Annotated in this window: 15 protein-coding genes; 13 read left to right on the top strand and 2 right to left on the bottom strand. The window is 49.7% G+C overall.

Features of this window, described 5'->3' with window-relative positions:
- Nucleotides 1-36: 36 nt before the first annotated feature.
- The 8 genes from V6668_RS10065 (at nucleotide 37) to V6668_RS10100 (ending at nucleotide 18,526) form a co-directional block, all read left to right on the top strand.
- Complete coding sequence (locus V6668_RS10065; RefSeq protein WP_338708313.1) at nucleotides 37-10,893, top strand: hypothetical protein; 10,857 nt, start codon at nucleotides 37-39, stop codon at nucleotides 10,891-10,893.
- Between the two features lie 111 nt (nucleotides 10,894-11,004).
- Complete coding sequence (locus V6668_RS10070) at nucleotides 11,005-11,244, top strand: DUF896 domain-containing protein (protein WP_338708314.1); 240 nt, start codon at nucleotides 11,005-11,007, stop codon at nucleotides 11,242-11,244.
- A 336-nt stretch (nucleotides 11,245-11,580) separates the two neighbouring features.
- On the top strand, nucleotides 11,581-13,011 hold the full coding sequence (locus tag V6668_RS10075) for an NAD(P)-binding domain-containing protein (protein WP_338708315.1): 1,431 nt from the start codon (nucleotides 11,581-11,583) through the stop codon (nucleotides 13,009-13,011).
- Between the two features lie 133 nt (nucleotides 13,012-13,144).
- On the top strand, nucleotides 13,145-13,630 hold the full coding sequence (locus V6668_RS10080; protein WP_036609765.1) for a hypothetical protein: 486 nt from the start codon (nucleotides 13,145-13,147) through the stop codon (nucleotides 13,628-13,630).
- A 189-nt stretch (nucleotides 13,631-13,819) separates the two neighbouring features.
- Nucleotides 13,820-14,566 (top strand): DeoR/GlpR family DNA-binding transcription regulator, encoded by a 747-nt coding sequence (locus V6668_RS10085; RefSeq protein WP_017689448.1) that lies wholly within the window; start codon nucleotides 13,820-13,822, stop codon nucleotides 14,564-14,566.
- A gap of 2 nt (nucleotides 14,567-14,568) precedes the next feature.
- Nucleotides 14,569-15,480, top strand: a complete 912-nt coding sequence (gene pfkB / locus V6668_RS10090) for a 1-phosphofructokinase (RefSeq protein WP_338708317.1) — start codon at nucleotides 14,569-14,571, stop codon at nucleotides 15,478-15,480.
- 90 nt (nucleotides 15,481-15,570) lie between these two features.
- Nucleotides 15,571-17,538 carry a PTS fructose transporter subunit IIABC gene (locus V6668_RS10095; protein ID WP_036609761.1) on the top strand — a complete coding sequence of 656 codons (1,968 nt, stop codon included), beginning with the start codon at nucleotides 15,571-15,573 and terminating at the stop codon, nucleotides 17,536-17,538.
- A gap of 199 nt (nucleotides 17,539-17,737) precedes the next feature.
- Nucleotides 17,738-18,526: a class I SAM-dependent methyltransferase gene (locus tag V6668_RS10100; RefSeq protein WP_338708318.1), complete on the top strand. Its 789-nt coding sequence runs from the start codon at nucleotides 17,738-17,740 to the stop codon at nucleotides 18,524-18,526.
- A gap of 200 nt (nucleotides 18,527-18,726) precedes the next feature.
- Here the strand turns inward: V6668_RS10100 and V6668_RS10105 are convergent, their stop codons facing one another.
- Together V6668_RS10105 and V6668_RS10110 are read right to left on the bottom strand one after the other, a co-directional pair.
- Nucleotides 18,727-19,890 carry an oxalate decarboxylase family bicupin gene (locus tag V6668_RS10105; RefSeq protein ID WP_100529029.1) on the bottom strand — a complete coding sequence of 388 codons (1,164 nt, stop codon included), beginning with the start codon at nucleotides 19,888-19,890 and terminating at the stop codon, nucleotides 18,727-18,729.
- Nucleotides 19,891-20,032: 142 nt separating this feature from the next.
- Nucleotides 20,033-20,881, bottom strand: coding sequence for an SDR family NAD(P)-dependent oxidoreductase (locus tag V6668_RS10110; protein ID WP_338708319.1), 849 nt, complete (start codon nucleotides 20,879-20,881; stop codon nucleotides 20,033-20,035).
- Nucleotides 20,882-21,050: 169 nt separating this feature from the next.
- Between V6668_RS10110 and V6668_RS10115 the strand changes: the two genes are divergently transcribed.
- The 5 genes from V6668_RS10115 to V6668_RS10135 all read left to right on the top strand — a co-directional run bounded on the left by V6668_RS10115 (nucleotide 21,051) and on the right by V6668_RS10135 (nucleotide 26,808).
- Nucleotides 21,051-21,488, top strand: coding sequence for a MerR family transcriptional regulator (locus V6668_RS10115; protein ID WP_422395249.1), 438 nt, complete (start codon nucleotides 21,051-21,053; stop codon nucleotides 21,486-21,488).
- Between the two features lie 244 nt (nucleotides 21,489-21,732).
- Nucleotides 21,733-24,336 (top strand): hypothetical protein, encoded by a 2,604-nt coding sequence (locus V6668_RS10120; protein WP_338708320.1) that lies wholly within the window; start codon nucleotides 21,733-21,735, stop codon nucleotides 24,334-24,336.
- Nucleotides 24,320-25,003 carry a DUF1266 domain-containing protein gene (locus V6668_RS10125; RefSeq protein ID WP_338708321.1) on the top strand — a complete coding sequence of 228 codons (684 nt, stop codon included), beginning with the start codon at nucleotides 24,320-24,322 and terminating at the stop codon, nucleotides 25,001-25,003. Before V6668_RS10120 ends, V6668_RS10125 begins: the two co-directional genes overlap by 17 nt.
- Nucleotides 25,004-25,007: 4 nt before the next feature.
- Nucleotides 25,008-25,910, top strand: coding sequence for a LysR family transcriptional regulator (locus tag V6668_RS10130; RefSeq protein WP_017689438.1), 903 nt, complete (start codon nucleotides 25,008-25,010; stop codon nucleotides 25,908-25,910).
- Between the two features lie 160 nt (nucleotides 25,911-26,070).
- The gene (locus V6668_RS10135) at nucleotides 26,071-26,808 is read left to right on the top strand and encodes a fused MFS/spermidine synthase (RefSeq protein ID WP_338708322.1); all 738 of its coding nucleotides are present in this window, start codon (nucleotides 26,071-26,073) and stop codon (nucleotides 26,806-26,808) included.
- Nucleotides 26,809-26,900 lie beyond the last annotated feature (92 nt).

The following is a 26,900-nucleotide window of genomic DNA, read 5'->3' on the forward strand; positions in this document are numbered from 1 at the left end:
ATTCCTTTCCTTCGCGGCCCACGGGGTTATCAAGGAATGAGAGGATTCACTGGAGCAACAGGTGCTACTGGGTTAACCGGAGACCATGGGTATCCCAGCATATGGGGAGCAACCATTTTAACAGGACGGACCGGAGTAACTGGAACCACGGGAAGTACCGGAATAACTGGAGTCACAGGTGCAACAGGAGCTACCGGACTGACGGGCACCACAGGTGTGACTGGAACTAGGGGAGTTACAGGTCTGACTGGTCAAACGGGTGAGGCGGGAGCAACTGGTTCTACAGGAAGTACAGGAGCTACAGGTGCAACTGGCACTGGATCAACTGGAGTCACAGGAACAACCGGCGCAACTGGAATTACCGGAATTGGTGTTACAGGCGTGACCGGTGCTACAGGAAATACCGGTATAACCGGCTTTACAGGTCCAACTGGAGTTGCAGGATTAGCTGGGGCTACCGGGTTCACTGGAGCAACTGGTCCAACTGGAATTGGTGTGATGGGACTAACAGGATCTACTGGTGAAACAGGATTCACGGGAGTTACAGGTTCGATTGGCCCAACCGGAGCGACGGGTCTAATAGGTATTACGGGTGCGACTGGATTAACGGGAAGTACTGGCGAAATTGGAATCACAGGCCCGTCCGGAGCAACAGGAACAACTGGTATTACTGGAACCACAGGTATCACAGGAGTCAGTGGCGTAACTGGAACGACAGGTACTACGGGCGCGACCGGCCCAACCGGTGAGACAGGTATCACCGGAGTTACAGGCGCTACAGGATTTACTGGGGCGATAGGAGCAACGGGAAGTACGGGTCCAACTGGAAATACTGGCATGACAGGGATAACAGGTGCGATCGGCGCAACTGGTGCCACTGGGGAAACGGGACTTACTGGTACGACAGGCCCCACTGGGGGGATAGGGTCTACGGGAGTTACTGGTGTAACCGGAACTACAGGAAGCACTGGTACTTCTGGAACAACAGGCACTACGGGGGCAACTGGATTAACGGGTGTGACGGGAGCAACCGGCGAAACAGGCATCACTGGCGTTACTGGATTTACGGGCAGTACAGGTGCGACCGGCACGACTGGTTTGACAGGATTCACCGGAGCGACAGGAAGTACTGGTGAGGCGGGGCTAAGAGGAGTTACAGGCACGACTGGTCTAACGGGACCCACCGGGGTCACTGGCGAAACAGGAACAACCGGAACTACAGGAAGTACTGGAATAACAGGTAATACTGGTGAAACAGGATCAACAGGTACTACCGGATTACCTGGCGTTACGGGTACCACGGGTGTAACCGGTTCTACTGGAATTACAGGCCTCACGGGAATTACTGGTGTGACAGGACTCACTGGGGCCACTGGTATAAGTGGTGTCACTGGTGAAACAGGACCAACAGGTACAACCGGAGTAACTGGCGTTACTGGAATTGCGGGCACAACAGGAACGACTGGAATAACAGGTGCAACAGGTATTACTGGATTTACAGGCAGTACAGGTGCGATCGGAGCAACTGGGGCCACTGGCACAACCGGAGTCACAGGTACGACTGGTGTGTCAGGACCCACCGGGGATACAGGAGTAACGGGAACTACCGGTACCACAGGAATAACTGGCGTTACCGGAGCAACTGGCGCCACTGGAGAGACGGGTCTAACTGGGAACACCGGCACTACTGGAGAAACGGGTACCACCGGAGTTACAGGTGCTACAGGATCTGCTGGGGCGATAGGGGCAACGGGAAGTACAGGTACAACCGGCGTTACAGGCATAACCGGCATAACCGGCAATACTGGTGTAACAGGAGCCACAGGAATTACTGGAGCAACTGGAACTACTGGAGATACAGGTCAAACAGGGGTCACAGGAACGACAGGGTTAACAGGGGTAACCGGAATCACCGGTGAGACTGGAGCAACCGGAATTACAGGTATCTCGGGAGTGACTGGCGTAACCGGAATGACGGGAATTACGGGAGCGACCGGGGCCACTGGTGTCACTGGAGAGACGGGTCTAACAGGAGGTACAGGTGCAACTGGTATTACAGGTCTTACGGGTGCGACTGGGACCACAGGAATCACGGGTACAGCTGGTGTAACTGGCCCAACAGGTGCGACTGGAGAAACAGGAAGTACAGGTGCCACGGGAGTAACCGGAACAACTGGTGTAACTGGAGAGTCGGGTCTAACTGGGGCTACAGGTGTAACGGGCTCAACCGGTTCGACTGGCCCAACAGGAGAGACAGGACTAACAGGTCTAACTGGAGCTACTGGAAGTACGGGTGCGACGGGAACAACTGGTGTTACAGGTGCAACCGGAGTTAGTGGCACAACAGGAATTACTGGTGTAACTGGCGCGACAGGACTCACCGGGGTTACTGGTTCAACTGGTAATACCGGAGCTACTGGCATAACCGGGGTCACCGGCGAAACAGGGCCAACCGGCACAACTGGCTTAACTGGCGTTACGGGTACAATTGGTGTGACCGGAGCAACAGGCGTCACTGGAGAGACCGGAGCTACAGGTCTGACGGGAAATACAGGACCAACGGGTGCCACCGGATTTACGGGTCCAACAGGTGAAACAGGAATCACTGGAGTTACAGGCCCTACTGGAGCAACCGGCTCAATCGGAACTACTGGAGATACAGGTTCAACAGGGGTCACAGGTACGACTGGTGTGACGGGACCGACCGGTGCAACTGGAGAAACGGGAATTACAGGTGCGGCTGGACTAACTGGCATTACCGGAACCACGGGTGTCACAGGAGGTACCGGAGCTACAGGAATTATGGGAGCGACCGGAACCACTGGCGTTACTGGGGAGACTGGTCTAACAGGGAACACAGGTGTAACGGGACTTACTGGTGTGACCGGAACTACTGGCACTAGTGGCATAACGGGAACAACTGGTATTACGGGAGTAACCGGAGCAACAGGTGTAACTGGAGAGACGGGTCTAACAGGAGGTACAGGTGCAACTGGTATTACCGGAACCACGGGTACTGCTGGTGTAACGGGCCCAACAGGTGCCACTGGAGCAACAGGAAGTATAGGTGCCACGGGAGTAACCGGAACAACTGGTGTAACTGGAGAGTCGGGTCTAACAGGATTCACAGGCGCGACGGGAGTGACCGGGGCCACTGGTGTTACTGGGGAGACCGGACTAACAGGAAACACAGGTGTAACGGGCCCTACCGGTTCGATTGGCCCAACTGGTATTACCGGAGCTACGGGCATAACGGGGGTCACCGGAGAAACAGGGCCAACCGGCACGACCGGCTTAACTGGCGTTACGGGTACAATTGGTGCGACAGGAGCAACAGGCGTCACTGGAGAGACGGGTCTAACTGGGAGCACAGGTACGACTGGAGTTACTGGTATAACCGGTCCGACAGGCACTACAGGACTAACAGGGAATACTGGTGAAACAGGATCAACAGGTACGATTGGGGCAACGGGTATCACGGGAGTTACTGGTGTAACAGGAATTACTGGTGCAACCGGAACTACTGGAGCTACAGGTCCAACAGGGGTGACAGGTACGACTGGTGTGACGGGATCAACTGGAGAAACAGGGTTCACAGGACCAACCGGTACGACTGGAGCAACGGGAAGTACGGGTACTACGGGAGCTACTGGTGTAACGGGCACAACTGGCATCACAGGGGAAACAGGTCTAACAGGATTCACTGGTCCAACTGGTGTTACGGGATTAACTGGAGCCACGGGCATTACAGGAGAGACGGGTGTATCAGGCGTTACTGGCACGACAGGACCAACCGGAGCCACTGGTGCGACTGGCATAACCGGAGTCACTGGAGTTACAGGAGCAACGGGGAGTACGGGTTCCACAGGAATAACTGGCGTAACCGGGCCGACTGGTGCTACTGGAATTACTGGCCAAACTGGAGAGACGGGTGTAACAGGGGTCACAGGTACGACTGGTATGACGGGACCCACCGGGGCTACTGGAGCAACGGGAACTACGGGAGTTACTGGCGTAACCGGCGCGACTGGAACTACGGGTACAACAGGAACGACTGGAGCCACTGGGATCACAGGTGTGACTGGAGCAACAGGAACCACGGGTATTACAGGAGAGACGGGTGTAACAGGAGTTACAGGCACGACAGGTGTAACGGGACCGACCGGAGCAACTGGGGCTACAGGGCTCACAGGTGTATCAGGAGCCACAGGCACAACAGGAGTTACGGGTATCACAGGTGTGACCGGTACTACAGGAACTACAGGTACAACGGGTGTAACAGGAGCCACCGGAAGTACTGGTTCAACAGGAGCTACAGGATTAACTGGTGTAACTGGGACAACAGGAACTACAGGTGCAACGGGCACCACCGGAAGTACCGGCACAACAGGAGTAACTGGACTTACTGGGGTTACAGGTAATACAGGATTTACTGGAACGACGGGAGCAACTGGCGTCACTGGAGAGACAGGAGCAACCGGCTCAATCGGAACTACTGGAGATACAGGTTCAACAGGGGTCACAGGTACGACTGGAGTTACAGGAGCTACGGGGAGTACGGGTTCCACAGGAATAACTGGCGTATCCGGGCCGACTGGTGCTACTGGAATTACTGGCCAAACTGGTGTGACAGGATCAACCGGAGTTACGGGAGTAACTGGACTTACTGGATTAACTGGGGAGACGGGTCTAACCGGGATTACAGGTGCGACTGGTGAAACAGGAATAACCGGCACGACCGGCGTAACTGGCATTACGGGTGTGACTGGAGCTACTGGAATTACCGGCGCCACCGGCACAACTGGCCAAACTGGTGAGACGGGAGTAACTGGACTTACTGGGGTTACAGGTAATACTGGAATTTCTGGAACGACGGGAGCGACTGGAGCCACTGGAGAGACGGGTCTAACTGGGGTCACAGGTACGACTGGTGTGACGGGGCCCACCGGGACTACTGGAGCAACAGGAACCACGGGCATTACAGGAGTGACGGGTGTAACAGGCGCTACCGGTACGACAGGTGTAACGGGACCAACCGGTGCCACTGGCATAACCGGCACGGCAGGACCAACAGGTGCGACCGGAGCCACTGGGGAAACAGGTATAACAGGGGTTGCAGGAACGACTGGGGCAACCGGAGCCACTGGTGCGACTGGCATAACCGGAGTTACAGGTACGACTGGTACTACAGGGGCAACCGGTCCAACGGGTATTACTGGTGACACAGGAATAACCGGCACGACCGGCGTAACTGGCATTACGGGTGTGACTGGAGCTACCGGAATTACAGGTGCCACCGGCACAACTGGCCAAACTGGAGAGACGGGTGTAACAGGGGGCACAGGTACGACTGGTGTGACGGGACCAACCGGGGCTACTGGAGCAACCGGTCCAACGGGTATTACTGGTGAAACAGGGCCAACCGGCACGACTGGCGTAACTGGTGTTACGGGCACAATTGGTGCGACCGGAGCAACAGGCGTCACTGGAGAGACGGGTCTAACTGGGAGCACAGGAGCCACAGGAATTACTGGTGCTACAGGTCCAACAGGGGTCACAGGAACGACAGGTGAGACGGGTCTAACCGGGATTACAGGTGCGACTGGTGCTACTGGAATTACTGGGGTAACTGGATTTACAGGTGTTACAGGAGCCACTGGAGAGACGGGTGTAACAGGGGTCACAGGTACGACTGGTGTGACGGGGCCCACCGGGGCTACTGGAGCAACAGGAACTACGGGCATTACAGGAGAGACGGGCGTAACAGGTGCCACCGGTACAACAGGTGTAACGGGACCAACCGGTGTTACAGGAGCCACTGGGGCAACCGGAACTACGGGAGTTACTGGCGTAACCGGCTCGACTGGAGAGACGGGTGCAACAGGCGTTACCGGCACGACAGGTACAACAGGACCAACCGGAGCTACTGGTGCGACTGGCATAACCGGAGTCACAGGTACGACTGGTGCTACAGGGGCAACCGGTCCAACGGGTATTACTGGTGAAACAGGAGCAACCGGCACGACCGGCGTAACTGGCATTACGGGTGTAACAGGAGCCACCGGAAGTACTGGTTCAACAGGAGCTACAGGATTAACTGGTGTAACTGGGACAACAGGAACTACAGGTGCAACGGGCACCACCGGAAGTACCGGCACAACAGGAGTAACTGGACTTACTGGGGTTACAGGTAATACAGGATTTACTGGAACGACGGGAGCAACTGGCGTCACTGGAGAGACAGGAGCAACCGGCTCAATCGGAACTACTGGAGATACAGGTTCAACAGGGGTCACAGGTACGACTGGAGTTACAGGAGCTACGGGGAGTACGGGTTCCACAGGAATAACTGGCGTATCCGGGCCGACTGGTGCTACTGGAATTACTGGCCAAACTGGTGTGACAGGATCAACCGGAGTTACGGGAGTAACTGGACTTACTGGATTAACTGGGGAGACGGGTCTAACCGGGATTACAGGTGCGACTGGTGAAACAGGAATAACCGGCACGACCGGCGTAACTGGCATTACGGGTGTGACTGGAGCTACTGGAATTACCGGCGCCACCGGCACAACTGGCCAAACTGGTGAGACGGGAGTAACTGGACTTACTGGGGTTACAGGTAATACTGGAATTTCTGGAACGACGGGAGCGACTGGAGCCACTGGAGAGACGGGTCTAACTGGGGTCACAGGTACGACTGGTGTGACGGGGCCCACCGGGACTACTGGAGCAACAGGAACCACGGGCATTACAGGAGTGACGGGTGTAACAGGCGCTACCGGTACGACAGGTGTAACGGGACCAACCGGTGCCACTGGCATAACCGGCACGGCAGGACCAACAGGTGCGACCGGAGCCACTGGGGAAACAGGTATAACAGGGGTTGCAGGAACGACTGGGGCAACCGGAGCCACTGGTGCGACTGGCATAACCGGAGTTACAGGTACGACTGGTACTACAGGGGCAACCGGTCCAACGGGTATTACTGGTGACACAGGAATAACCGGCACGACCGGCGTAACTGGCATTACGGGTGTGACTGGAGCTACCGGAATTACAGGTGCCACCGGCACAACTGGCCAAACTGGAGAGACGGGTGTAACAGGGGGCACAGGTACGACTGGTGTGACGGGACCAACCGGGGCTACTGGAGCAACCGGTCCAACGGGTATTACTGGTGAAACAGGGCCAACCGGCACGACTGGCGTAACTGGTGTTACGGGCACAATTGGTGCGACCGGAGCAACAGGCGTCACTGGAGAGACGGGTCTAACTGGGAGCACAGGAGCCACAGGAATTACTGGTGCTACAGGTCCAACAGGGGTCACAGGAACGACAGGTGAGACGGGTCTAACCGGGATTACAGGTGCGACTGGTGCTACTGGAATTACTGGGGTAACTGGATTTACAGGTGTTACAGGAGCCACTGGAGAGACGGGTGTAACAGGGGTCACAGGTACGACTGGTGTGACGGGGCCCACCGGGGCTACTGGAGCAACAGGAACTACGGGCATTACAGGAGAGACGGGCGTAACAGGTGCCACCGGTACAACAGGTGTAACGGGACCAACCGGTGTTACAGGAGCCACTGGGGCAACCGGAACTACGGGAGTTACTGGCGTAACCGGCTCGACTGGAGAGACGGGTGCAACAGGCGTTACCGGCACGACAGGTACAACAGGACCAACCGGAGCTACTGGTGCGACTGGCATAACCGGAGTCACAGGTACGACTGGTGCTACAGGGGCAACCGGTCCAACGGGTATTACTGGTGAAACAGGAGCAACCGGCACGACCGGCGTAACTGGCATTACGGGTGTAACAGGAGCCACCGGAAGTACTGGTTCAACAGGAGCTACAGGATTAACTGGTGTAACTGGGACAACAGGAACTACAGGTGCAACGGGCACCACCGGAAGTACCGGCACAACAGGAGTAACTGGACTTACTGGGGTTACAGGTAATACAGGATTTACTGGAACGACGGGAGCAACTGGCGTCACTGGAGAGACAGGAGCAACCGGCTCAATCGGAACTACTGGAGATACAGGTTCAACAGGGGTCACAGGTACGACTGGAGTTACAGGAGCTACGGGGAGTACGGGTTCCACAGGAATAACTGGCGTATCCGGGCCGACTGGTGCTACTGGAATTACTGGCCAAACTGGTGTGACAGGATCAACCGGAGTTACGGGAGTAACTGGACTTACTGGATTAACTGGGGAGACGGGTCTAACCGGGATTACAGGTGCGACTGGTGAAACAGGAATAACCGGCACGACCGGCGTAACTGGCATTACGGGTGTGACTGGAGCTACTGGAATTACCGGCGCCACCGGCACAACTGGCCAAACTGGTGAGACGGGAGTAACTGGACTTACTGGGGTTACAGGTAATACTGGAATTTCTGGAACGACGGGAGCGACTGGAGCCACTGGAGAGACGGGTCTAACTGGGGTCACAGGTACGACTGGTGTGACGGGGCCCACCGGGACTACTGGAGCAACAGGAACCACGGGCATTACAGGAGTGACGGGTGTAACAGGCGCTACCGGTACGACAGGTGTAACGGGACCAACCGGTGCCACTGGCATAACCGGCACGGCAGGACCAACAGGTGCGACCGGAGCCACTGGGGAAACAGGTATAACAGGGGTTGCAGGAACGACTGGGGCAACCGGAGCCACTGGTGCGACTGGCATAACCGGAGTTACAGGTACGACTGGTACTACAGGGGCAACCGGTCCAACGGGTATTACTGGTGACACAGGAATAACCGGCACGACCGGCGTAACTGGCATTACGGGTGTGACTGGAGCTACCGGAATTACAGGTGCCACCGGCACAACTGGCCAAACTGGAGAGACGGGTGTAACAGGGGGCACAGGTACGACTGGTGTGACGGGACCAACCGGGGCTACTGGAGCAACCGGTCCAACGGGTATTACTGGTGAAACAGGGCCAACCGGCACGACTGGCGTAACTGGTGTTACGGGCACAATTGGTGCGACCGGAGCAACAGGCGTCACTGGAGAGACGGGTCTAACTGGGAGCACAGGAGCCACAGGAATTACTGGTGCTACAGGTCCAACAGGGGTCACAGGAACGACAGGTGAGACGGGTCTAACCGGGATTACAGGTGCGACTGGTGCTACTGGAATTACTGGGGTAACTGGATTTACAGGTGTTACAGGAGCCACTGGAGAGACGGGTGTAACAGGGGTCACAGGTACGACTGGTGTGACGGGGCCCACCGGGGCTACTGGAGCAACAGGAACTACGGGCATTACAGGAGAGACGGGCGTAACAGGTGCCACCGGTACAACAGGTGTAACGGGACCAACCGGTGTTACAGGAGCCACTGGGGCAACCGGAACTACGGGAGTTACTGGCGTAACCGGCTCGACTGGAGAGACGGGTGCAACAGGCGTTACCGGCACGACAGGTACAACAGGACCAACCGGAGCTACTGGTGCGACTGGCATAACCGGAGTCACAGGTACGACTGGTGCTACAGGGGCAACCGGTCCAACGGGTATTACTGGTGAAACAGGAGCAACCGGCACGACCGGCGTAACTGGCATTACGGGTGTGACTGGAGCTACTGGAATTACAGGTGCCACCGGCACAACTGGTCAAACTGGAGAGACGGGTCTAACAGGGGGCACAGGTACGACTGGTGTGACGGGACCAACCGGGGCTACTGGAGCAACGGGAACTACAGGCGTTACAGGCGTAACCGGAGCGACAGGAACTACGGGTGCGACTGGTGCCACTGGCGTAACTGGTGCCACTGGCGTAACTGGTGTTACGGGTACAACAGGTACAACAGGTACAACAGGTACGACTGGAGCCACTGGGATCACAGGTGTGACTGGAGCAACAGGAACCACGGGTATTACAGGAGAGACGGGTGTAACAGGCGTTACAGGCACGACCGGCGCGACGGGAACAACAGGAAGTACGGGAACAACAGGAAGTACGGGAACAACAGGAACCACGGGTATTGCGGGTGTGACCGGTGCTACAGGAACTACAGGTACAACGGGTGTAACAGGTGCCACCGGAAGTACTGGTTCAACAGGAGTTACAGGTATAACTGGCGCGACCGGAATAACGGGAGCTACAGGACTAACTGGTGTAACTGGGACAACAGGAACTACAGGTGCAACGGGCACCACCGGAAGTACCGGCACAACAGGAGTTACAGGAATAACCGGAACAGCAGGCATTACGGGAGCCACCGGCCCGACTGGACCAACTGGGGCTAATGGAATTACGGGGGCAACCGGTGTAACGAGTGCAACCGGAGCTACGGGTGCCACTGGAGCAACAGGCATAACAGGAACTACCGGTGCGACTGGGGCAACGGGGCTGACAGGAGCCACGGGCCCAACCGGCCCCAATTTTGCAACACAAGGGTTCTCGGCATTCCTGGCTACACTTTCGACAGCAACCAGCACTCAGTTAACCAACTGGACGACTACGGCTCCCTATTACGGTAATGCCAACTTCATTGCAACCACAGGAAACTATACCGTCCCGGTAACCGGAAGATACTCTATTGTGGCCACGATCAATTATGCAACGACTGCAGCGATTGCTCTATCTCTGGGTGCAGGCGTTAACCCAGCCTTTCTTGTACAGAGAACATCCCCAACGGTAACTACACTTGTCAGTGGTTTGTTGCCCGTCCTAAATGTCGCGATTACGCTACTCACACTGCGGGCAGTGCTGGGAAGCGGTTCAGTGACTTTGGCAGTAGAAGTCGCATTGAACGCGGGAGATGTGATTGGACTGTTCTATGCTGCAAACGGGTTGACGATTACATTGAACCTGGGCAGTGGTGCTACAAATGGCATTGTATGGTCTGTGCATGAGATCACCTAAACACTTCACAACGGATTGCGCCTATTTACAAATTCGTAAAGTTGTAATAAGTTAGTTTGAAGATATTCGAAATATCTTTTGGCAAGTGGACTAACAAGTGAGGTGGATTTCATGATTCCTATTTTGGGACGCATTAACGAATTAAGTCGAAAACAACGTAGCAGCGTCGGTTTGACAAAAGCAGAAAAAAGCGAGCAGCACGAGCTTAGAAAACAATATTTGCAGGCTATTCGAGGTCAGGTACTGACAACCATGCTGGCAGTATCCGTTGTGGACCCACTGGGTCATGATGTGACCCCTGAGAAATTAACCCACGAAAAATTGCAGCGCCGTGAACAAGCCGGCCAATAGCATTCCTTTAATAAGACAGACCAAGGTTACATCTTGGTCTGTCTTTTTTTATTTTCTGTAGAGCATCCATCAGGAAAAAAGCACTTTAAAAGAGGAAGGTACCATCCAATTAGTGTTTCGTAGGAATTAACAAGCATGTTAGATATTTTTAGTATTGATGACAATAAATCTACCGCGAACTTCAAAAAATCCCCGATAACTCATATAATAACGCTAATATATTTCAGAAACACAAAGAAAAATCACAATTACTCTCAATATAACTGACAACAAACTTACATCAAATAATCAAAGAAAGACTAGTTCATATATGTATCTCGAAAGGGTTGATGAATCATGAGCCTGGAAGCATTGAATGAACGTGTGAAGAATGATCTGGCTTATTTGTCATTTGGTGGCGCGAACTGGGTACGTCCAAGAGAACATGCGGATGGTCATGTCTATGATGTCGTCATTGTGGGTGGAGGCCAGAGTGGATTAGGAGCGGCATTTGGACTTCTTCGTGAACGGATCTCCAATATTGTAGTCATTGACGAGAATGCATCGGGGCTTGAAGGACCTTGGGAGACTTATGCACGTATGGTTACTTTGCGCACACCCAAGCATCTGACTTCCATCGATCTGGGTATCCCCTCGTTAACCTTTCGCTCATGGTGGGAAGCACAGGTAGGGCCCGAAGGTTGGGAAGAGGTAGATAAAATCCCGCGTGGAGACTGGATGAATTATTTACGCTGGTATCGGAAAGTGCTGAATCTGCCTGTGCTTAATGAGGCAGAATTGACGCTGGTTGAGCCTATGGAGAACGGAATACATCGACTTCATGTGAACAAGGCAGGAACTCAGATGGATGTTATACTTGCTCGCAAAGTAGTGTTTGCTACGGGAATACAAGGTGGTGGAGAGTGGCATGTACCCTCCATGATTGCCGATAGATTACCTCGGGAGCTGTATGCCCATACGTCTGAAGCGATTGATTTTGATCGGTTAAAAGGTAAAAAGGTTGCTGTGCTTGGCGGCGGCGCTTCTGCTTTTGATAATGCCAGTTATGCCCTTGCCACGGGTGTGGCGGAAGCTCATGTATTTGTGCGGCGGGAACAACTGCCAAGTATTAATCCCATTCGTCAGATGGAACAATCCGGTATGATTGAGCGATACCACGCTCTTCCGGTTGCTGATAAATATGAGGTGATCTCTCATTTCTTCAAATTCAATCAACCGCCAACCAATGATACGTTTAATCGTGCGGCAGCCTGGCCTGGTTTCGAGCTGCATCTGAACGCTCCATGGCTGAGTGTAGAAGCGACGGACCAAGGCGCGATTGTGCATACCGCACAGGGAGCATATGAGTTTGATTTTCTAATTATTAGCACAGGTCTGCTTAGTGATCCGGCACTCCGTCCTGAACTGAAGCTTGTAGAGCCATACATCGCACGCTGGGAGGACTGTTACCAGGCTCCGCCAGAGCTTCGCAATGCGTTGCTGGACGCACATCCATACCTGAGTTCCGGGTTTGCAATGACAAGCAGGAGTGAACAGGGTGAGAGACCGTTGCACGGACTGTTTGTATTCAACTACTCTGCACTTGCCAGCTGTGGTCTGTCGGCATCGGCAATATCGGGAACGAAGAGTGCAGTGCCGAAACTGGTCTCTGCCATAGCGGATCAATTGTTTCTCGATGATCGAGAGGTTATTTTGCAACAATTTTATGCGTATGAAGAACAGGAATTTACGGCTACGTGGGCGAAAAGTGGTGCCCTCGCTGAGTAACGCACTCTATAATATTGTGAACGTGTGGCATCTGATGCTGCACGTTTTTTTGTTTTTCATATGAAGAAGGTTACACTTGCCTTTAATTTGTTGTAAAATGTCGGTTGGAACATGTTAAAGGCAGGGATAATAGATGAATGAAATGAACTATGAACAATTTAGAGCCCATTTGAAGAAAGCGTCGCGTAAACGAAATGTACCTTTGATTAAGATCGTTGCATTTCAAGAGAAATACATGAAGATTGAAGAAGTTCAATTTTACGATGTGGAACAAAATCATATGAGTGTTCGGGCTTGCAATACGTTGTGGATGCACCTGGAGAATAAATCTTTCCGTAATATGGTGTCCCAACATTTGCAGTTTTATAGAGATATGGAGAACCTGGGTCGGCATTCCTTTGAGAATCTGATCAAAGAACTATATGATACGTCTGTTCCTGTGCTGCTCGATTACAATCCCGCTCATTATTATACCTCGGGGCAGCTCGCTGAGATTCTGGTCATGGACGAGGAGAGGTTAATTGAACAATTGGAGATGGGTCGCTTCAAGGGTGCTTTTATTAATGAAGATGGCAAATGGCTTAAACCCAAACCGGATGCTATGGTTGTAGAGTCATAAACGTCATGCAGTTCCCATGAACAGCAAAATCCTGCAACGCCGCGCATCAAGCGCTGGAGGCTGCAGGATTTTTAATGGAGATTCTAAGTCGAAAGATGCGGGTTTTTGAATGTTTTTAAATTATTTTGAATGAAAGTGGTTGTTTTTTGAGTGAATTATGATACTATAGAAGCAGTTGGAGGAATGAAGATGCTGACTGAAGAACGATATGCTGCAATTATAGAGCGCTTACATTTACAGGGAATTGTGAAATTACAAGAGCTTGTTGATGTGTTGGGTGCTTCTGAATCAACGATTAGGCGTGACTTGATCGATCTGGAGAGTCGTCAGATGCTCAAACGCATCCACGGCGGTGCCGCACTGGTGAATGAAAAAACGCTGGAACCGGGCATGGAAGAAAAAACGTTCAAAAACATTCAACAAAAAACGACAATTGCCCGTTTGGCTGCACAGGAGATCGAAAATGGCGAATGCATTTATCTGGATGCAGGAACGACAACGTTAGCCATGATTCCCTTTATTGAAGCTAAAGACGTAACGGTTGTTACCAATGGACTTTCACATGTTGAGGCTTTGGTAAGCAAGCGTATTCGCAGTTATTTGCTCGGAGGTATGATGAAAATTCATACAAAAGCAGTCATTGGCAGTATCGCATTACAGAACATGGATAATTTCCGTTTTGATAAATGTTTTCTTGGAAGCAACGGAGTTGATCCCGAAATGGGGTATACAACACCGGATCCGGAGGAAGCCTTGATTAAAAGGCGTGCACATCAATTGTCGGGAAAATCTTATGTGCTGGCTGATTCAAGCAAAATAGGGGAAATTACTTTTGCCAAATTGTTTGATTTGGAGGAGGCCGATTTGATTACCGAGCAGATGCCAGAACATTGGCGGCCTGGAATCGCCCAGAAAACTAAAATAATTGAGGGATAACGATGATATATACGATAACACTTAACCCGTCCATTGATTACATCGTGGAAGTGGATGAGCTGAAGCTTGGCGGATTGAATCGAATGAATCGGGATTTGAAGCTCCCTGGCGGCAAAGGCATTAATGTCTCTCGCATACTGAATCAACTTGGAGCAGATAACACGGCTATTGGTTTCCTTGGTGGATTCACGGGACGTTTCATTAATGACAAGTTGCAAGAAGATAACATTCGGACAGACTTTGTTACGATTGCAGACGATACTCGCATTAACATCAAGCTGAAGCATGGAGAAGAGACAGAGATTAATGGTCTTGGACCTGCAATAAGTGCCGAAGAGGCGGAGCAGTTGCTTCACAAATTGTCCTCATTGCAAAAAGGAGATATTGTCATTCTCTCCGGCAGTGTACCTCCTTCACTTGGAACGGATTTTTATGATCGTCTCATTAAAGTGTGCAAGCAAACGGGTGCCGAATTTGTGATTGATACAACTGGCCCTGCGTTAATGGAAGCTCTTGAACATGTACCATTGCTGGTGAAGCCAAATCATCATGAACTGGCTGAACTGTTCGGTGTAACGATTAATACTCGCGAGGAACTGGTGTTATACGGGCGTAAGTTGCTGGAAGCCGGTGCCAAACATGTGTTGATCTCCATGGCAGGCGAGGGTGCATTATTCATTACCAAATCGGAAGTTTATCATGCAAATGTGCCAAAAGGCACTGTGAAAAACTCGGTTGGTGCGGGTGACTCCATGATTGGCGGATTCGTAGGTACCTATGTACAGAGCGGAGATTTGCTGGAAGCTTTCCGCACAGGGGTTGCATCTGGAAGCGCAACTGCGTTCTCGGATGATCTGGCAACACGTGAATTGATTGATGAATTGCGTAATCAAGTGACCATTACGACAATCTAGTCTAACGGTCTTATAGAAGGTCTTTATTGTAATTGTAATGTAGTGAGGCCTGCCTATGCAGGCCGACTGAACTTAAGGGAGTGTACCAAGATGAGAATAACAGACTTGATGATCCAAGAAACGATGATCATGGACCTGCAAGCCACAACCAAAGATGAGGCTATTGATGAACTAATTGCAAGCCTGAACCGAAGCGGACGAATCAATGATCCGGTCCTGTTCAAGGAAATGATCTATAAAAGAGAAGCTGAATCCAGCACAGGTATCGGTGGCGGAATTGCAATGCCACATGCCAAAACAACAGCGGTGAACGAACCAACAGTTGTATTTGCCAAGAGTAGAAAAGGACTTGATTTTGAAGCGTTGGATGATCAGCCAGCTCATGTGTTCTTCATGATTGCGGCTCCAGAAGGCGCAGGTAATACCCATCTGCGTACGCTTGCAGCTCTTTCCAGGTTGTTGATTGATAGCGATTTCATCTCACAATTGATGAGTACAGATACACCAGCCGAAGTTAGTGCATTGTTTGATGCCAAACAGGCTGAAGCAGCTGAGAAGGAAGCAGCCAAAGAAAAAGAAAAAGCTGAAAAAGCAGCAAATGCTGCATCCACTTCTACTACTGGTCAGCAACAGAATACTTCTGGTGTGATTGTAGGTAATGCCAATTCGGAAGATTTTGTTGTTGCGGTTACAGCCTGTCCAACCGGTATAGCTCATACGTTTATGGCTGAAGATGCACTTAAAAAGAAAGCTCAGGAAATGGGCATTAATATTCGCGTAGAGACAAACGGCTCTGAAGGAGCGCAGAATGTTCTCACTGCTGATGAGATCGCTCGTGCTAAAGGGGTTATCGTTGCCGCAGACAAAAATGTGGAGATGGCACGTTTCGATGGCAAACCGGTATTGCAAAGACCGGTGAGTGATGGAATCCGTAAATCCGAAGAGCTGATTCGCAAGGCTGTTAACGGTGATGCACCGATCTATCGCAGCCAAGGCGGAAATGCCAAGGAAGAGGGCGCAAGCACTGGCAAGATTAGTGTAGGTAGCAAAATCTATAAAGATCTGATGAATGGTATCTCGCATATGCTGCCATTCGTTGTAGGTGGCGGTATACTGCTAGCAATCTCCTTCTTGTTCGAACAGCTTGCTAGCCCTGAGAATCCGATTGTGCAACTGCTTCAAACGATCGGTGGCGGAACAGGTGCGTTCCACTTCCTGATTCCGGTACTTGCCGGATTTATCGCGATGAGCATTGGTGATCGCCCAGCCTTGATGCCTGGTATGGTCGGTGGATTGATGGCGGTTAACTCAAACGCCGGTTTCCTTGGTGGTTTGGCTGCCGGTTTCCTGGCGGGTTATGTAGTTATTGGTCTCCGTAAGTTGTTCAAAGGATTGCCAAAAGCGATTGATGGCTTGAAACCAATCTTGCTGTATCCGGTATTTGGTTTGCTGATCGTAGGTGCCATCAGTTTCTATGTCTTTGATCCAATCTTTGGTTCCCTGAACACTTGGCTTGTAGATGCACTTGGTAACTTGGGTACAGGTAATGCGGTATTGTTGGGCTTGCTGCTTGGCGGTATGATGTCCATCGATATGGGTGGACCGTTCAACAAAGCGGCTTACACATTCGCCATTGGGGTATTCACATCCAGTGGTAACACAGACGGTGCATGGATGGCAGCGGTTATGGCAGGCGGTATGGTGCCTCCTCTGGCGATTGCACTTGCAACAACATTCTTCAAATCCAAATTTACAGAGCAAGAACGCAAATCAGGCTTGACTAACTATGTACTTGGATTCTCTTTCATTACAGAAGGTGCAATTCCATTTGCTGCGGCTGATCCATTACGTGTATTGACTTCTTGTATTCTGGGTTCCGCTGTTGCTGGCGGATTGACACAACTGTGGAGCATTAATGTACCAGCTCCGCACGGCGGGATCTTTGTTGCAGCACTGGCGAACCACGCATTATTGTTCCTGCTCGCTGTTGCGATTGGTTCTGTGATCTCCGGTCTGATTCTAGGACTGTGGAAGAAGTCACCAACGCTTGTGAAGTAATAAATATAAGAAACATCTCCTGGGTGAAACTCACTTGGGGGATGTTTTTTATTTCAGCTTTTTTGTTAAGTAGTGGAAAGTTGCCTCCGGATTTGTGTAAAATGCTTATTTAGCTTTTACATTCATCTATGGTAAAATAAATATAATTATATTTTGAAACTATGTTTCGTCTAATGAAACTTATGCAGGAGGAATTGGAATGTCTGATGTAATCAAAAGTCAGGTGCAGAAGCAGTTTGCGAAAAATGCAGGTAAATATGTGACGAGTTCGGGGCATGCCAGCGGTGAGGATCTCGCGTTGCTCGTGGCTTCATCTCAAGCCACTCCGGATATGAACGTGCTGGATATCGCCACTGGAGGAGGGCATGTCGCTAATGCATTGGCTCCACTTGTTCAGCGGGTGACAGCCCTCGATCTAACGGAAGAAATGCTTCAGGTAGCTGAAGCATTTATCCAGGGCAATGGACACCGTAATGTAGATTTTGTTGCCGGGGATGCAGAGAAGCTGCCATTCGATGATGATATCTATGACCTTGTAACCTGCCGAATCGCTGCTCACCATTTTCCGGACGTTTCTTCGTTTGTTCATGAGACATTACGAGTTGTGAAGCCCGGCGGAAGGTTGTTATTCATTGACAACGTGGCACCTGAACGGGATGAGAATGACCAGTTTTACAATGAAGTGGAGAAGTGTCGGGATGCAAGCCATGTTCGGGCATGGCGCAAGACGGAATGGATTCATATGCTGGAGTATGCCGGCTTCCGAATGGAAACGATGGTTTCCTTCCAGAAGCGCTTTAAGTTTGAAGAGTGGTGTAACCGTGCGGCACTGCCGGAACGGGAGAGAAGGGAACTTGAAGCAAGTATGTTGAGTGCACCGTCCATCATCAGAAAATTTTTCAATTTTGAAGTGACAACGAACGGGAAGCTCGACAGCTTCCAAGGAGAAAGTGTGTATATCCAAGCGACTAAACCGACTCATGTCTGATTAGGTAAAGACCATTTAGTTAGCTGAGCAGTTCCTAAATGAGTAAAAGGTTGTATACCAATAAAAATAAAACAAGCAGAGTACCTTGAATAGGTAAAGTTGCTTGTTTATTTTTTGACCGAAACGACGGTTCAGACGGTCCCTCTTCTTGACACGTGTCACTTCCTATTTCAGGACTAATGATAGAGATACATACTAAATTAAACGACAGGCCATTTTACTTTACGCAAGGCATCGAGCAACTCAGGCGGCGCATTCAGATTGTCACGGACCAGATCCCGCGGGGTTAACGCCATCCACTGATTCAGCGATACATCCTCGAATCGATCACTTCGGAATATCTCCAAAAACCATAACGTGTCTGTGCCGGTATTTTGTATATAGTGTCCCATTGCGACAGGAACATATCCGACATCTCCAGCCCGATAGTCAAATGTGCGAGCAATGCCATTGCCTCCAAAGACAGTCATTCTCCCTTGTCCTGTCAGATAGTATTGCCATTCATCTGCATTGGGATGCCAGTGCAGTTCACGCATGGCGCCAGGTCGGATCTCAACGAGTGCGGCAGCAACGGTAGTTGAGATGGGGAAGTTGGTGGAGTCTACGATCCGCACGCTTCCACCGGGTGTAATGAGTGGTTCCTGGGCCAGCAATCGGTGTTTGAATGTGAGAGGAACGGTACCATATGGCGACTGAATTTCTTGGCTCTCGATGGAACCCGGGACGGTATCTTGGAAAATGTAGACCTGTTCCTTCGGCATTGACTGAAAAGCGGATTCGGGCACGCCGAAATTGACAGACAATACCTCTGGTGGGGTATGGGCAAACCAATCGGATATGGATAACGTATTCAGATCGGAGAAGGACCCGTCATCAAACACAAGCAGAAATTCACAACCATCCTCCAGTCCCTGAATGGAATGGGGTAGACCCTTGGGGAAAAACCAGAGATCGCCAGGCCCGACATCCGCAATAAAATTACGTCCGTTCTGATCTACCGAAGTGATTCTTGCCGTTCCCCAGATCATATAGGCCCACTCGGATTGCTGATGCCAGTGCAATTCCCTTACACCTCCCGGTGTCAGGCTCATGTTCACACCTGCCAGTGTAGTGGCAATAGGGAGATCCCGTACGGTGATTTCACGTGACCAACCCCCATGGTTCAATTGCATATGGGTATCGGAAAAAGACATTCTCAGATTGGGCAATAACCCGTTATCGGTTGCCGGAGGTACCAGCATATCGGGGTTTTGTATATCTCTCATGACGTCTCTGGGTCCCAGATCAGGTCCACCAGCGCCATCACTGCGAATGGGTTGCGGGATAATAAATGATTTTTCGTTAGGTTGCTGTCCTTTAGTCATTGAGTGATCCCTCCAGATTCAATAACATGTCACACGCGACATTGTATCGTTATGTTTACACCTATGAATCAGGGCCTGGATAATATGAGGGACAAACGACAAAAAAAGACGTGACCGCATGTGATCACGTCTTTATTCTAGACTACATTGTACGAAAACGCTGCTCGTAGATCTCGTTTACCCGCTTTAAAACAGCAGGGCCTTGCTCTGTGAAACGAAGCGTTGTCGCTTTATTTTTGACCAGGAACGCACCGGATTCGTGTCTGGCTGGGGATAAGGCCGCATTGTAGAGCAACGAAGCGCCATGGCTTGGATGAGGAAAGAACCATTTCATGATAGGTTTGATATAGAAGGGCAGGCCGGATGTTTTGTTGCCCCTTAGCGTGTTATTTCCACCGGGATCTACGCTTAGTAATTGTATGCCATCCGCACTGGCAGACTTGGCAACCTCGCGTGTCCATAGGGATAAGCCGAGCTTCGAGGTGGCATAAGGACCAAACAGCTTTTTGAATTCGGCTGGACGTTCCAGGATGTTCATATCAAATTGTCTGACCAGATTGAACGAGGTGGTGGAAGTATTAATAACTGTTTTCATCTGTCCTTTGAGTAATAGCTCAACTAATTCCATGTAGATGATGTAAGGGACTACCGTCTGAAGTTCAAAGTGCAGTTCATGCCCCTGATCAGAGAAACGAAGTTCGGCAGCGCTGCCCCCCGCATTGTTAAACAAAACATCGATCGAATCGGTATCGGATTTAATCTGATCTAGTGCAGTTCTCAGACTGTCATAGTTGGTCAGGTTAGCCTGAACCCAACGGAGCTGGCCTGAACGTAAGGCGTTCTGAATATCGGTATCCTCGGATGGGAAAGCAGAACGGTTGAGACCGATTACCTGCCATCCTTCAGCCAGTAATTTGCGTGTCAGTTCAAGACCAATTCCTGACGTTGATCCTGTGATGAGAGCTGTGCGAAGCTGATTTTGTATATTCATATATACCTCCAGATAGAATGGGATTACAGAACGAATCTGTATGCTGCGCTCATTCTATAACTTGGAGTCGACTCCAAGTCAAGGGGTGTTGGGATGGAATGGATCATGCTTGACTTGGAGTCAGCTCCAAGTTGTAATATGGAGAGAAATGAATGTGGAGGAGGCCCATATGATGAGTGAGAATGAAGTGTTCTCCATTAAAGAAACGTCAGAACAGGCCGGATTATCAGAAGATACAATTCGTTATTATGAGAAGATTGGGCTGCTTCCCCGAGCGGAACGCAAGGCCAATCGCCATCGGGTATATCGCTCGGAGGATATCCATACGATGAAGTTGATCACTTGCCTGAAAAAAACAGGAATGTCTCTGGAGGAAATGAAGCCTTATTTACAAATGTCCATGGATTCCGATCTCGCCGATTTCCCGGATGAACGGGAGATGCTGGTGAATCACCGGAAGAAAGTTGAAGCACAGATTGCTTCGCTACAGCAGGTGGTTGATTTTATCGACGAGAAGTTGGAGAAACGAAGTATGTATCCTGATGAATGTCCTATTACCGGGGAGAACCAGATGTCTGTTTTTGAAAAACAGAGCCTATTCTCTTGATGGCACTGCTACCTATTTGAATCCGAAAACCCACGTCATGATGACGCGGGTCTTTTTGCTGTTTCTAGTATTTAATATCGAGTGTATGACGAAGTCGTTTGATATCGCTTTTTACGAAGAGGGTTGTCTGAAAAAAAGCATACTGAAGAAGGGATATGATATATTAATGAGCGATGTTACACTTTTTTGATAGCAACTACATCTGTAGGTTGAGAAGAATTCTAGATAAGAGAGGAACGACAGCATGGATTACTGGGGAATACTTGGTATAGAGCCTACTAAAGATTTAAATGCGATTAGACGGGCTTATTCATTACGGTTAAAACATAATCATCCAGAAGAGAATCCCGAAGGGTTCAAGGAGCTTAGAGCAGCTTACGAGCAAGCTGGAAAAATAGCATCAACAGGATCGATCCAACCGATAAATGTTGATTTTGATGATGATCGTACACACCACTTCACGGAAGATACGCAGGTTTTAGCTCAAGGTATACATATCGAAGACTTACATATAGCTCCTCCTAAGCGGGAAGATCCGCTACGTGAAGTTGTAAATCATTTTCTGGAGAGAACGATCAGACTGTATGAAGATTTTGACTCACGCATTCGTTACGATCTATGGGTGAACCTTGTGGAGGATGAGCAATTCTGGAGCATTCAGGTTCGGGAAAGACTACACATCGAATTGTTAGATGTTTTGGCAGAACGAAGCTGGCTGCCTAGTATGGTATGGAAATTATTAGATGATACGTTTGGCTGGATGGACAATGAACAGGAGTTAAGCGAGCGATTTTCTTACTCGTTTCTAAGTCACATTCGTTACCAAAGTCAAAGTCTATATGATTTGCAGCTTGAATTTTTACACCAAGCGGCAGCAGATGGTTTGGAGATCGACGATTATTTATATTTTCGTGAATTCGCAAGACGTGCACTCATTCATCAAGACTTGGACACAGCGCACGAGATGTTGGGCAAAGCTTACGCAATGTATGAACAAGACCCTGTGTTACTGCGCTTGATTGCGGTATATTCGATGAATGTTGAGGATTGGGAGACTGCACTCCACATGTATTCCAGGCTTGCAACTATACTACAAAATGAGCCTCAAATTTTCCGTCACTTGGCAGACGTGTTACTGAAGTGTGGACATGCTGAAGAAGCGTTATCCATCAACATGCAGTTGTCGGATGCAACTGAAGCAGTGATCTATAGTCCTGCTTTATCATCTGCAGCGCAGTGTCTGATCCAGTTGGGTAGAAAAAATGAGGTCATAGCCTTATATAAGGCGGCGTTAGAACGATTCCCAGCGGACTTGGAACTGCGAACTCGTCTATGGCATGTACGCAATGAATATGAGCAAGAACGCATCACGATTTTGGAAGAGGAGTTTCAAAATAACATCCAACCTGGAACGGAACAGATCGAGGAACTGATCGAGCTTTACCGTATAAGGAAAAGATCAGACAAGGTAATATCCATGATTGAAGGATTTGGATCAGAAGTACTGTTAAGCAGGAAAGCGTGGTTTTCGGCTGGTCAAACCGTATATGATGTAGATCGAAAACTTGCTTTACAGTACCTTAATCAGTCTGTCGCAATGTCCACAGAAGAAGCCTTTGTTCATCAAGAGGCTTTGTACTTACGCATAAAAGTCAATTATGATCTTGATCATGATGAGGCAGTAATATCAGACGGTCTTATTGTGAAAGAATACATGTCAGAAGAGCCGGGAGTCTATTTTTATCTCGGTGAAGCCTATCGAGCGCTGGAACAATATGAACAGGCTACCTTGAATTATTTACAGGCAAAAACATTAAATGGTGGCGCAGGCTATGAATTTGGATTAGCTTTCAGTTACTATCATTTAGAACAGTATGATAAGGCTATAACTTGCTTTGAGACTTATATGAATGAAGGTAATGAAAGTGCTGATCTCTATCACTACCTTGGCATATCGTATATGAATGTAGATCGATTCGAGGATGCTGTTCAGTGTTTCCAAGCTTGTTTACGTATCGAGAGTTATCCGAGCACGCTGTATCATCTATTTACAACCTACAGAAGACAAGCCAAGATTGATCTTACGTTGTCTACCATTGAACAATATTTGGAGACTGGGGACACTGCGTATCAAGATGAAGCTCTTGGTGTAGCAGCGGATCTCCATTTTGCTAGAAAGAACTGGAGCACTGCCCATGATTTCTTCTTAGTGCTCCATAAAAAGATACCGGAGGTTTCTTTATTAACAAAAATGATTGCTGTCTGCCTGCTTGCGGATCGTAAGTTTGAGGAGGCAACAAAATGGATTTTGAAGATTCAGGATCACGAACCTAATAATCCGTGGGCGCTTTTACAAATGATTCGCATCTTTGCCGAACTCAAGCAGTGGTATGAGTTGGACAGCGCTATGGTGCATTATTATAAAACAGTAGAACCTGCCAAGATTGATGGTTACAGCTATTATTATGGGGGCTTACATCTATATCAGGCACGTAAATACGATGTCGCTTGCAAAATGTTGACCCGGGCTTACGAGTTTGGTTTGCGGGGGGATACATGCAGTTTACTGAGTTTATCCTATATGCATCTTGGTCAAGGAGAGCCGGCACTTGTGTATGCCAGAGAGGCTGTGGCAGACCGACCTGATCATCCGGATTACCTTGCACGTCTGCAGGATATGGAAGAGCGTCTGAGTCGACGGGGAGCCTGGTTCAATAAGCTGAAATTCAATATATTCCAGATGGGGTTGAAACAAACCGTACCACTTCAATTCCCTGATCTATTGAATGATGAAGAGCTCAGACCGTATTATAACGTGGAGGTATTCAACGATGCATTCTTTGCTTGATACAAGACAGCAGTGGACACTGGCAGCGGGAGCCATTTTACTTGAGGCAAATGCTTTGGAATTTGCCACAGGGTATGATATTGAACGATTGGATGGGAAAAGGGAAGGCATCATTGAGATGTTTGGTCGGGCATGGAGTATTCGGGACGAGCAGTCATTTCATCAGCAAATGGAAAGTTTTCGAGAAGGAAGCGGGCACCATGATAAATTTGATCAACACAGGGCGTTATTGTCCGTAATGACTCATCAGGAGCAGGAAAACTACATCCTTGGTTTGGAGGAAGAGACGCTCAGAACTCAATTGAGGGTCATCCAGCTCTATGACAGTCGCCTGAATGCGGCAAGCATCAGCGCCTGGGACTGGGGAAGAGCCATATCAATTACACGGATGGCGATGCAGGTCGGTTATGTAGATGAGAAGACGGCATGGACGTTTATGTATGAAATGGCGCAGCGAATTCAAAAGGCGTATTCAAGTTGGACGGAATTCGGGCTTGCCTACCTTATAGGACGTCAGTATTGGCATGAAGAATTGGAGACGGAGTCAGCCCTGGAGCACTTTTCGCTTGTAGAGCATTTGTTCGAGCGGGCAGACAGTCCATGGAATGTACTTCTGTGGGAAGAAGCAACCGTTGGTCTGCCTGTTGAACCAGAAAGAGAGGAATAGTGCAGTGACATTACAACAACTAAAATATGTGATCGAAGTTGCCACGCGCGGTTCCATGAATGAAGCAGCCAAAAGGTTGTTTATCTCGCAACCCAGCCTTTCGAATGCCATTCGGGATCTGGAGCAGGAGTTGCGAATTACTATTTTTGAACGTACCAATAAGGGAATATCTCTGTCTAAAGAAGGCGTTGAGTTTCTGAGTTATGCACGTCAGGTGGTAGAACAAGCTGAATTGCTGGAGAATCGTTATCTGAACGCCAAGCCATCCCCGCAGCACTTCTCTGTATCGACGCAGCATTATGCGTTTGCAGTGAATGCCTTTGTTCGTCTGGTACAGCAGTATGGTCAGGATGAATACGAGTTGGCGCTTCGGGAGACAAAGACCTACGAGATTATTCAGGACGTGAAAAGCCTGCGCAGTGAAATTGGCATCCTGTATTTGAATGAGTTCAATGCCAAGGTAATTAACAAATTGTTAAAAGATGCGGGGCTGGTTTTCACCAGTTTGTTCACAGCCAAGCCTCATATCTTTATCAGTGTGAAGAACCCGCTGGCGAAGCAGGAGTCGGTTGCAATCGAGCAACTGCAGGATTATCCCTACTTGTCATTTGATCAGGGAGAGTATAATTCCTTTCACTTTTCCGAAGAGATCCTGAGTACGTTATCTCACCCCAAAAGCATACAGGTCAATGACCGCGCAACATTGTTTAACCTGTTGATTGGTCTGAACGGTTATACGATCTCTACGGGTGTACTTAGCGCTGATCTGAACGGAGACGAGATCATTCCTGTACCGCTGGAATGTGAGGAATCCATTAATGTAGGGTGGATAAGCCACAAGAGCACTTCTCTCTCTAATCTGGGTGTAGCATATGTCCAGGCTCTGCATGAGGCCATAGGGTCTTAGAAGTGTTAAAACGTTCATCAAAAGGCCGTTTCCGTATGAGTCGGAACGGTTTTTTTGTTGTACTATGATCTTTAAAGTATAGGGTGGTATGTTGTCATCCCGTGTAATAGAATGAAGGTATATGTCGAATGTGTGCAAGAGATCGAAGGGAGAACGGTTAGTGAGAGTTCTGTATCGGAATAAAAGTGAACAGCATGAGCTGACGGTATATGATACCAAAAAGCTTTATGGAGAGAAGGGCCAGTTTCGTGTATTAGAATTCTCCAATGCAGCTGTGCAGGGAGCCATGGATCTGGATGAGCCTAACCGGATGGTGTTGGAGTATCCGAGAGCGATGGTGCATCTAATGGAACGGAATGATCCTGAGTTTGATACCGTATTTGTGGTGGGACATGGTATTGGCACATTGCCAACCTACTTGTCTGATCGTCAGGTAAAGGTGGCTGAGCTTGACGCAGAGGTCGTGGAGTTGAGCCGGACCTTTTTTGGATATGAGGGAAGTCCTGTGCTCATTGGGGATGGTCGTGAATTATTGGGCCAGGAACCTGCTGCGTCATATGATTATATTATTATTGATGCCTTTACGGCAACGGGTACACCCGAGCAGTTTATATCCAGTGATTTTTTTGCCATGGTCAAGGACAAGCTGGACTCGAACGGAGCTGTGATCCTTAATGTGTTCGGGCGTGCGGGCAATGATCGGCTTGTCAATGCGATCTATACGACACTTCAGGCACAGTTTGCCTATACACGTGCATTCGCATTACCTACAGAAACAGCGGATGAAGTTCAAAATCGCATTTTAATGGGTAGTCATCACCCGATCGAATTTCAGATTCGTCAGATGGCAGGGTTTGTTGAACAAGAGCCAGAAGAAGGATATATCATTGTCGATTAGGGCGATCCTGAACAGTGATTCTTCCAGGGAAAGTAAAATGTCATTAAATCGTCAATCTTACGATGTAATTGTTAAGATTTCTCAGTCTCTTT

It is taken from the genome of Paenibacillus amylolyticus (assembly GCF_036894225.1).
Lineage (GTDB): Bacteria > Bacillota > Bacilli > Paenibacillales > Paenibacillaceae > Paenibacillus > Paenibacillus amylolyticus.

Coding starts and splice junctions, on each gene's coding strand:
- V6668_RS10065 (WP_338708313.1), top strand. CDS start 37: ATGAGAGGATTCACTGGAGCAACAGGTGCTACTGGGTTAACCGGAGAC.
- V6668_RS10070 (WP_338708314.1), top strand. CDS start 11,005: ATGATTCCTATTTTGGGACGCATTAACGAATTAAGTCGAAAACAACGT.
- V6668_RS10075 (WP_338708315.1), top strand. CDS start 11,581: ATGAGCCTGGAAGCATTGAATGAACGTGTGAAGAATGATCTGGCTTAT.
- V6668_RS10080 (WP_036609765.1), top strand. CDS start 13,145: ATGAATGAAATGAACTATGAACAATTTAGAGCCCATTTGAAGAAAGCG.
- V6668_RS10085 (WP_017689448.1), top strand. CDS start 13,820: ATGCTGACTGAAGAACGATATGCTGCAATTATAGAGCGCTTACATTTA.
- pfkB (WP_338708317.1), top strand. CDS start 14,569: ATGATATATACGATAACACTTAACCCGTCCATTGATTACATCGTGGAA.
- V6668_RS10095 (WP_036609761.1), top strand. CDS start 15,571: ATGAGAATAACAGACTTGATGATCCAAGAAACGATGATCATGGACCTG.
- V6668_RS10100 (WP_338708318.1), top strand. CDS start 17,738: ATGTCTGATGTAATCAAAAGTCAGGTGCAGAAGCAGTTTGCGAAAAAT.
- V6668_RS10105 (WP_100529029.1), bottom strand. CDS start 19,890: ATGACTAAAGGACAGCAACCTAACGAAAAATCATTTATTATCCCGCAA.
- V6668_RS10110 (WP_338708319.1), bottom strand. CDS start 20,881: ATGAATATACAAAATCAGCTTCGCACAGCTCTCATCACAGGATCAACG.
- V6668_RS10115 (WP_422395249.1), top strand. CDS start 21,051: ATGATGAGTGAGAATGAAGTGTTCTCCATTAAAGAAACGTCAGAACAG.
- V6668_RS10120 (WP_338708320.1), top strand. CDS start 21,733: ATGGATTACTGGGGAATACTTGGTATAGAGCCTACTAAAGATTTAAAT.
- V6668_RS10125 (WP_338708321.1), top strand. CDS start 24,320: ATGCATTCTTTGCTTGATACAAGACAGCAGTGGACACTGGCAGCGGGA.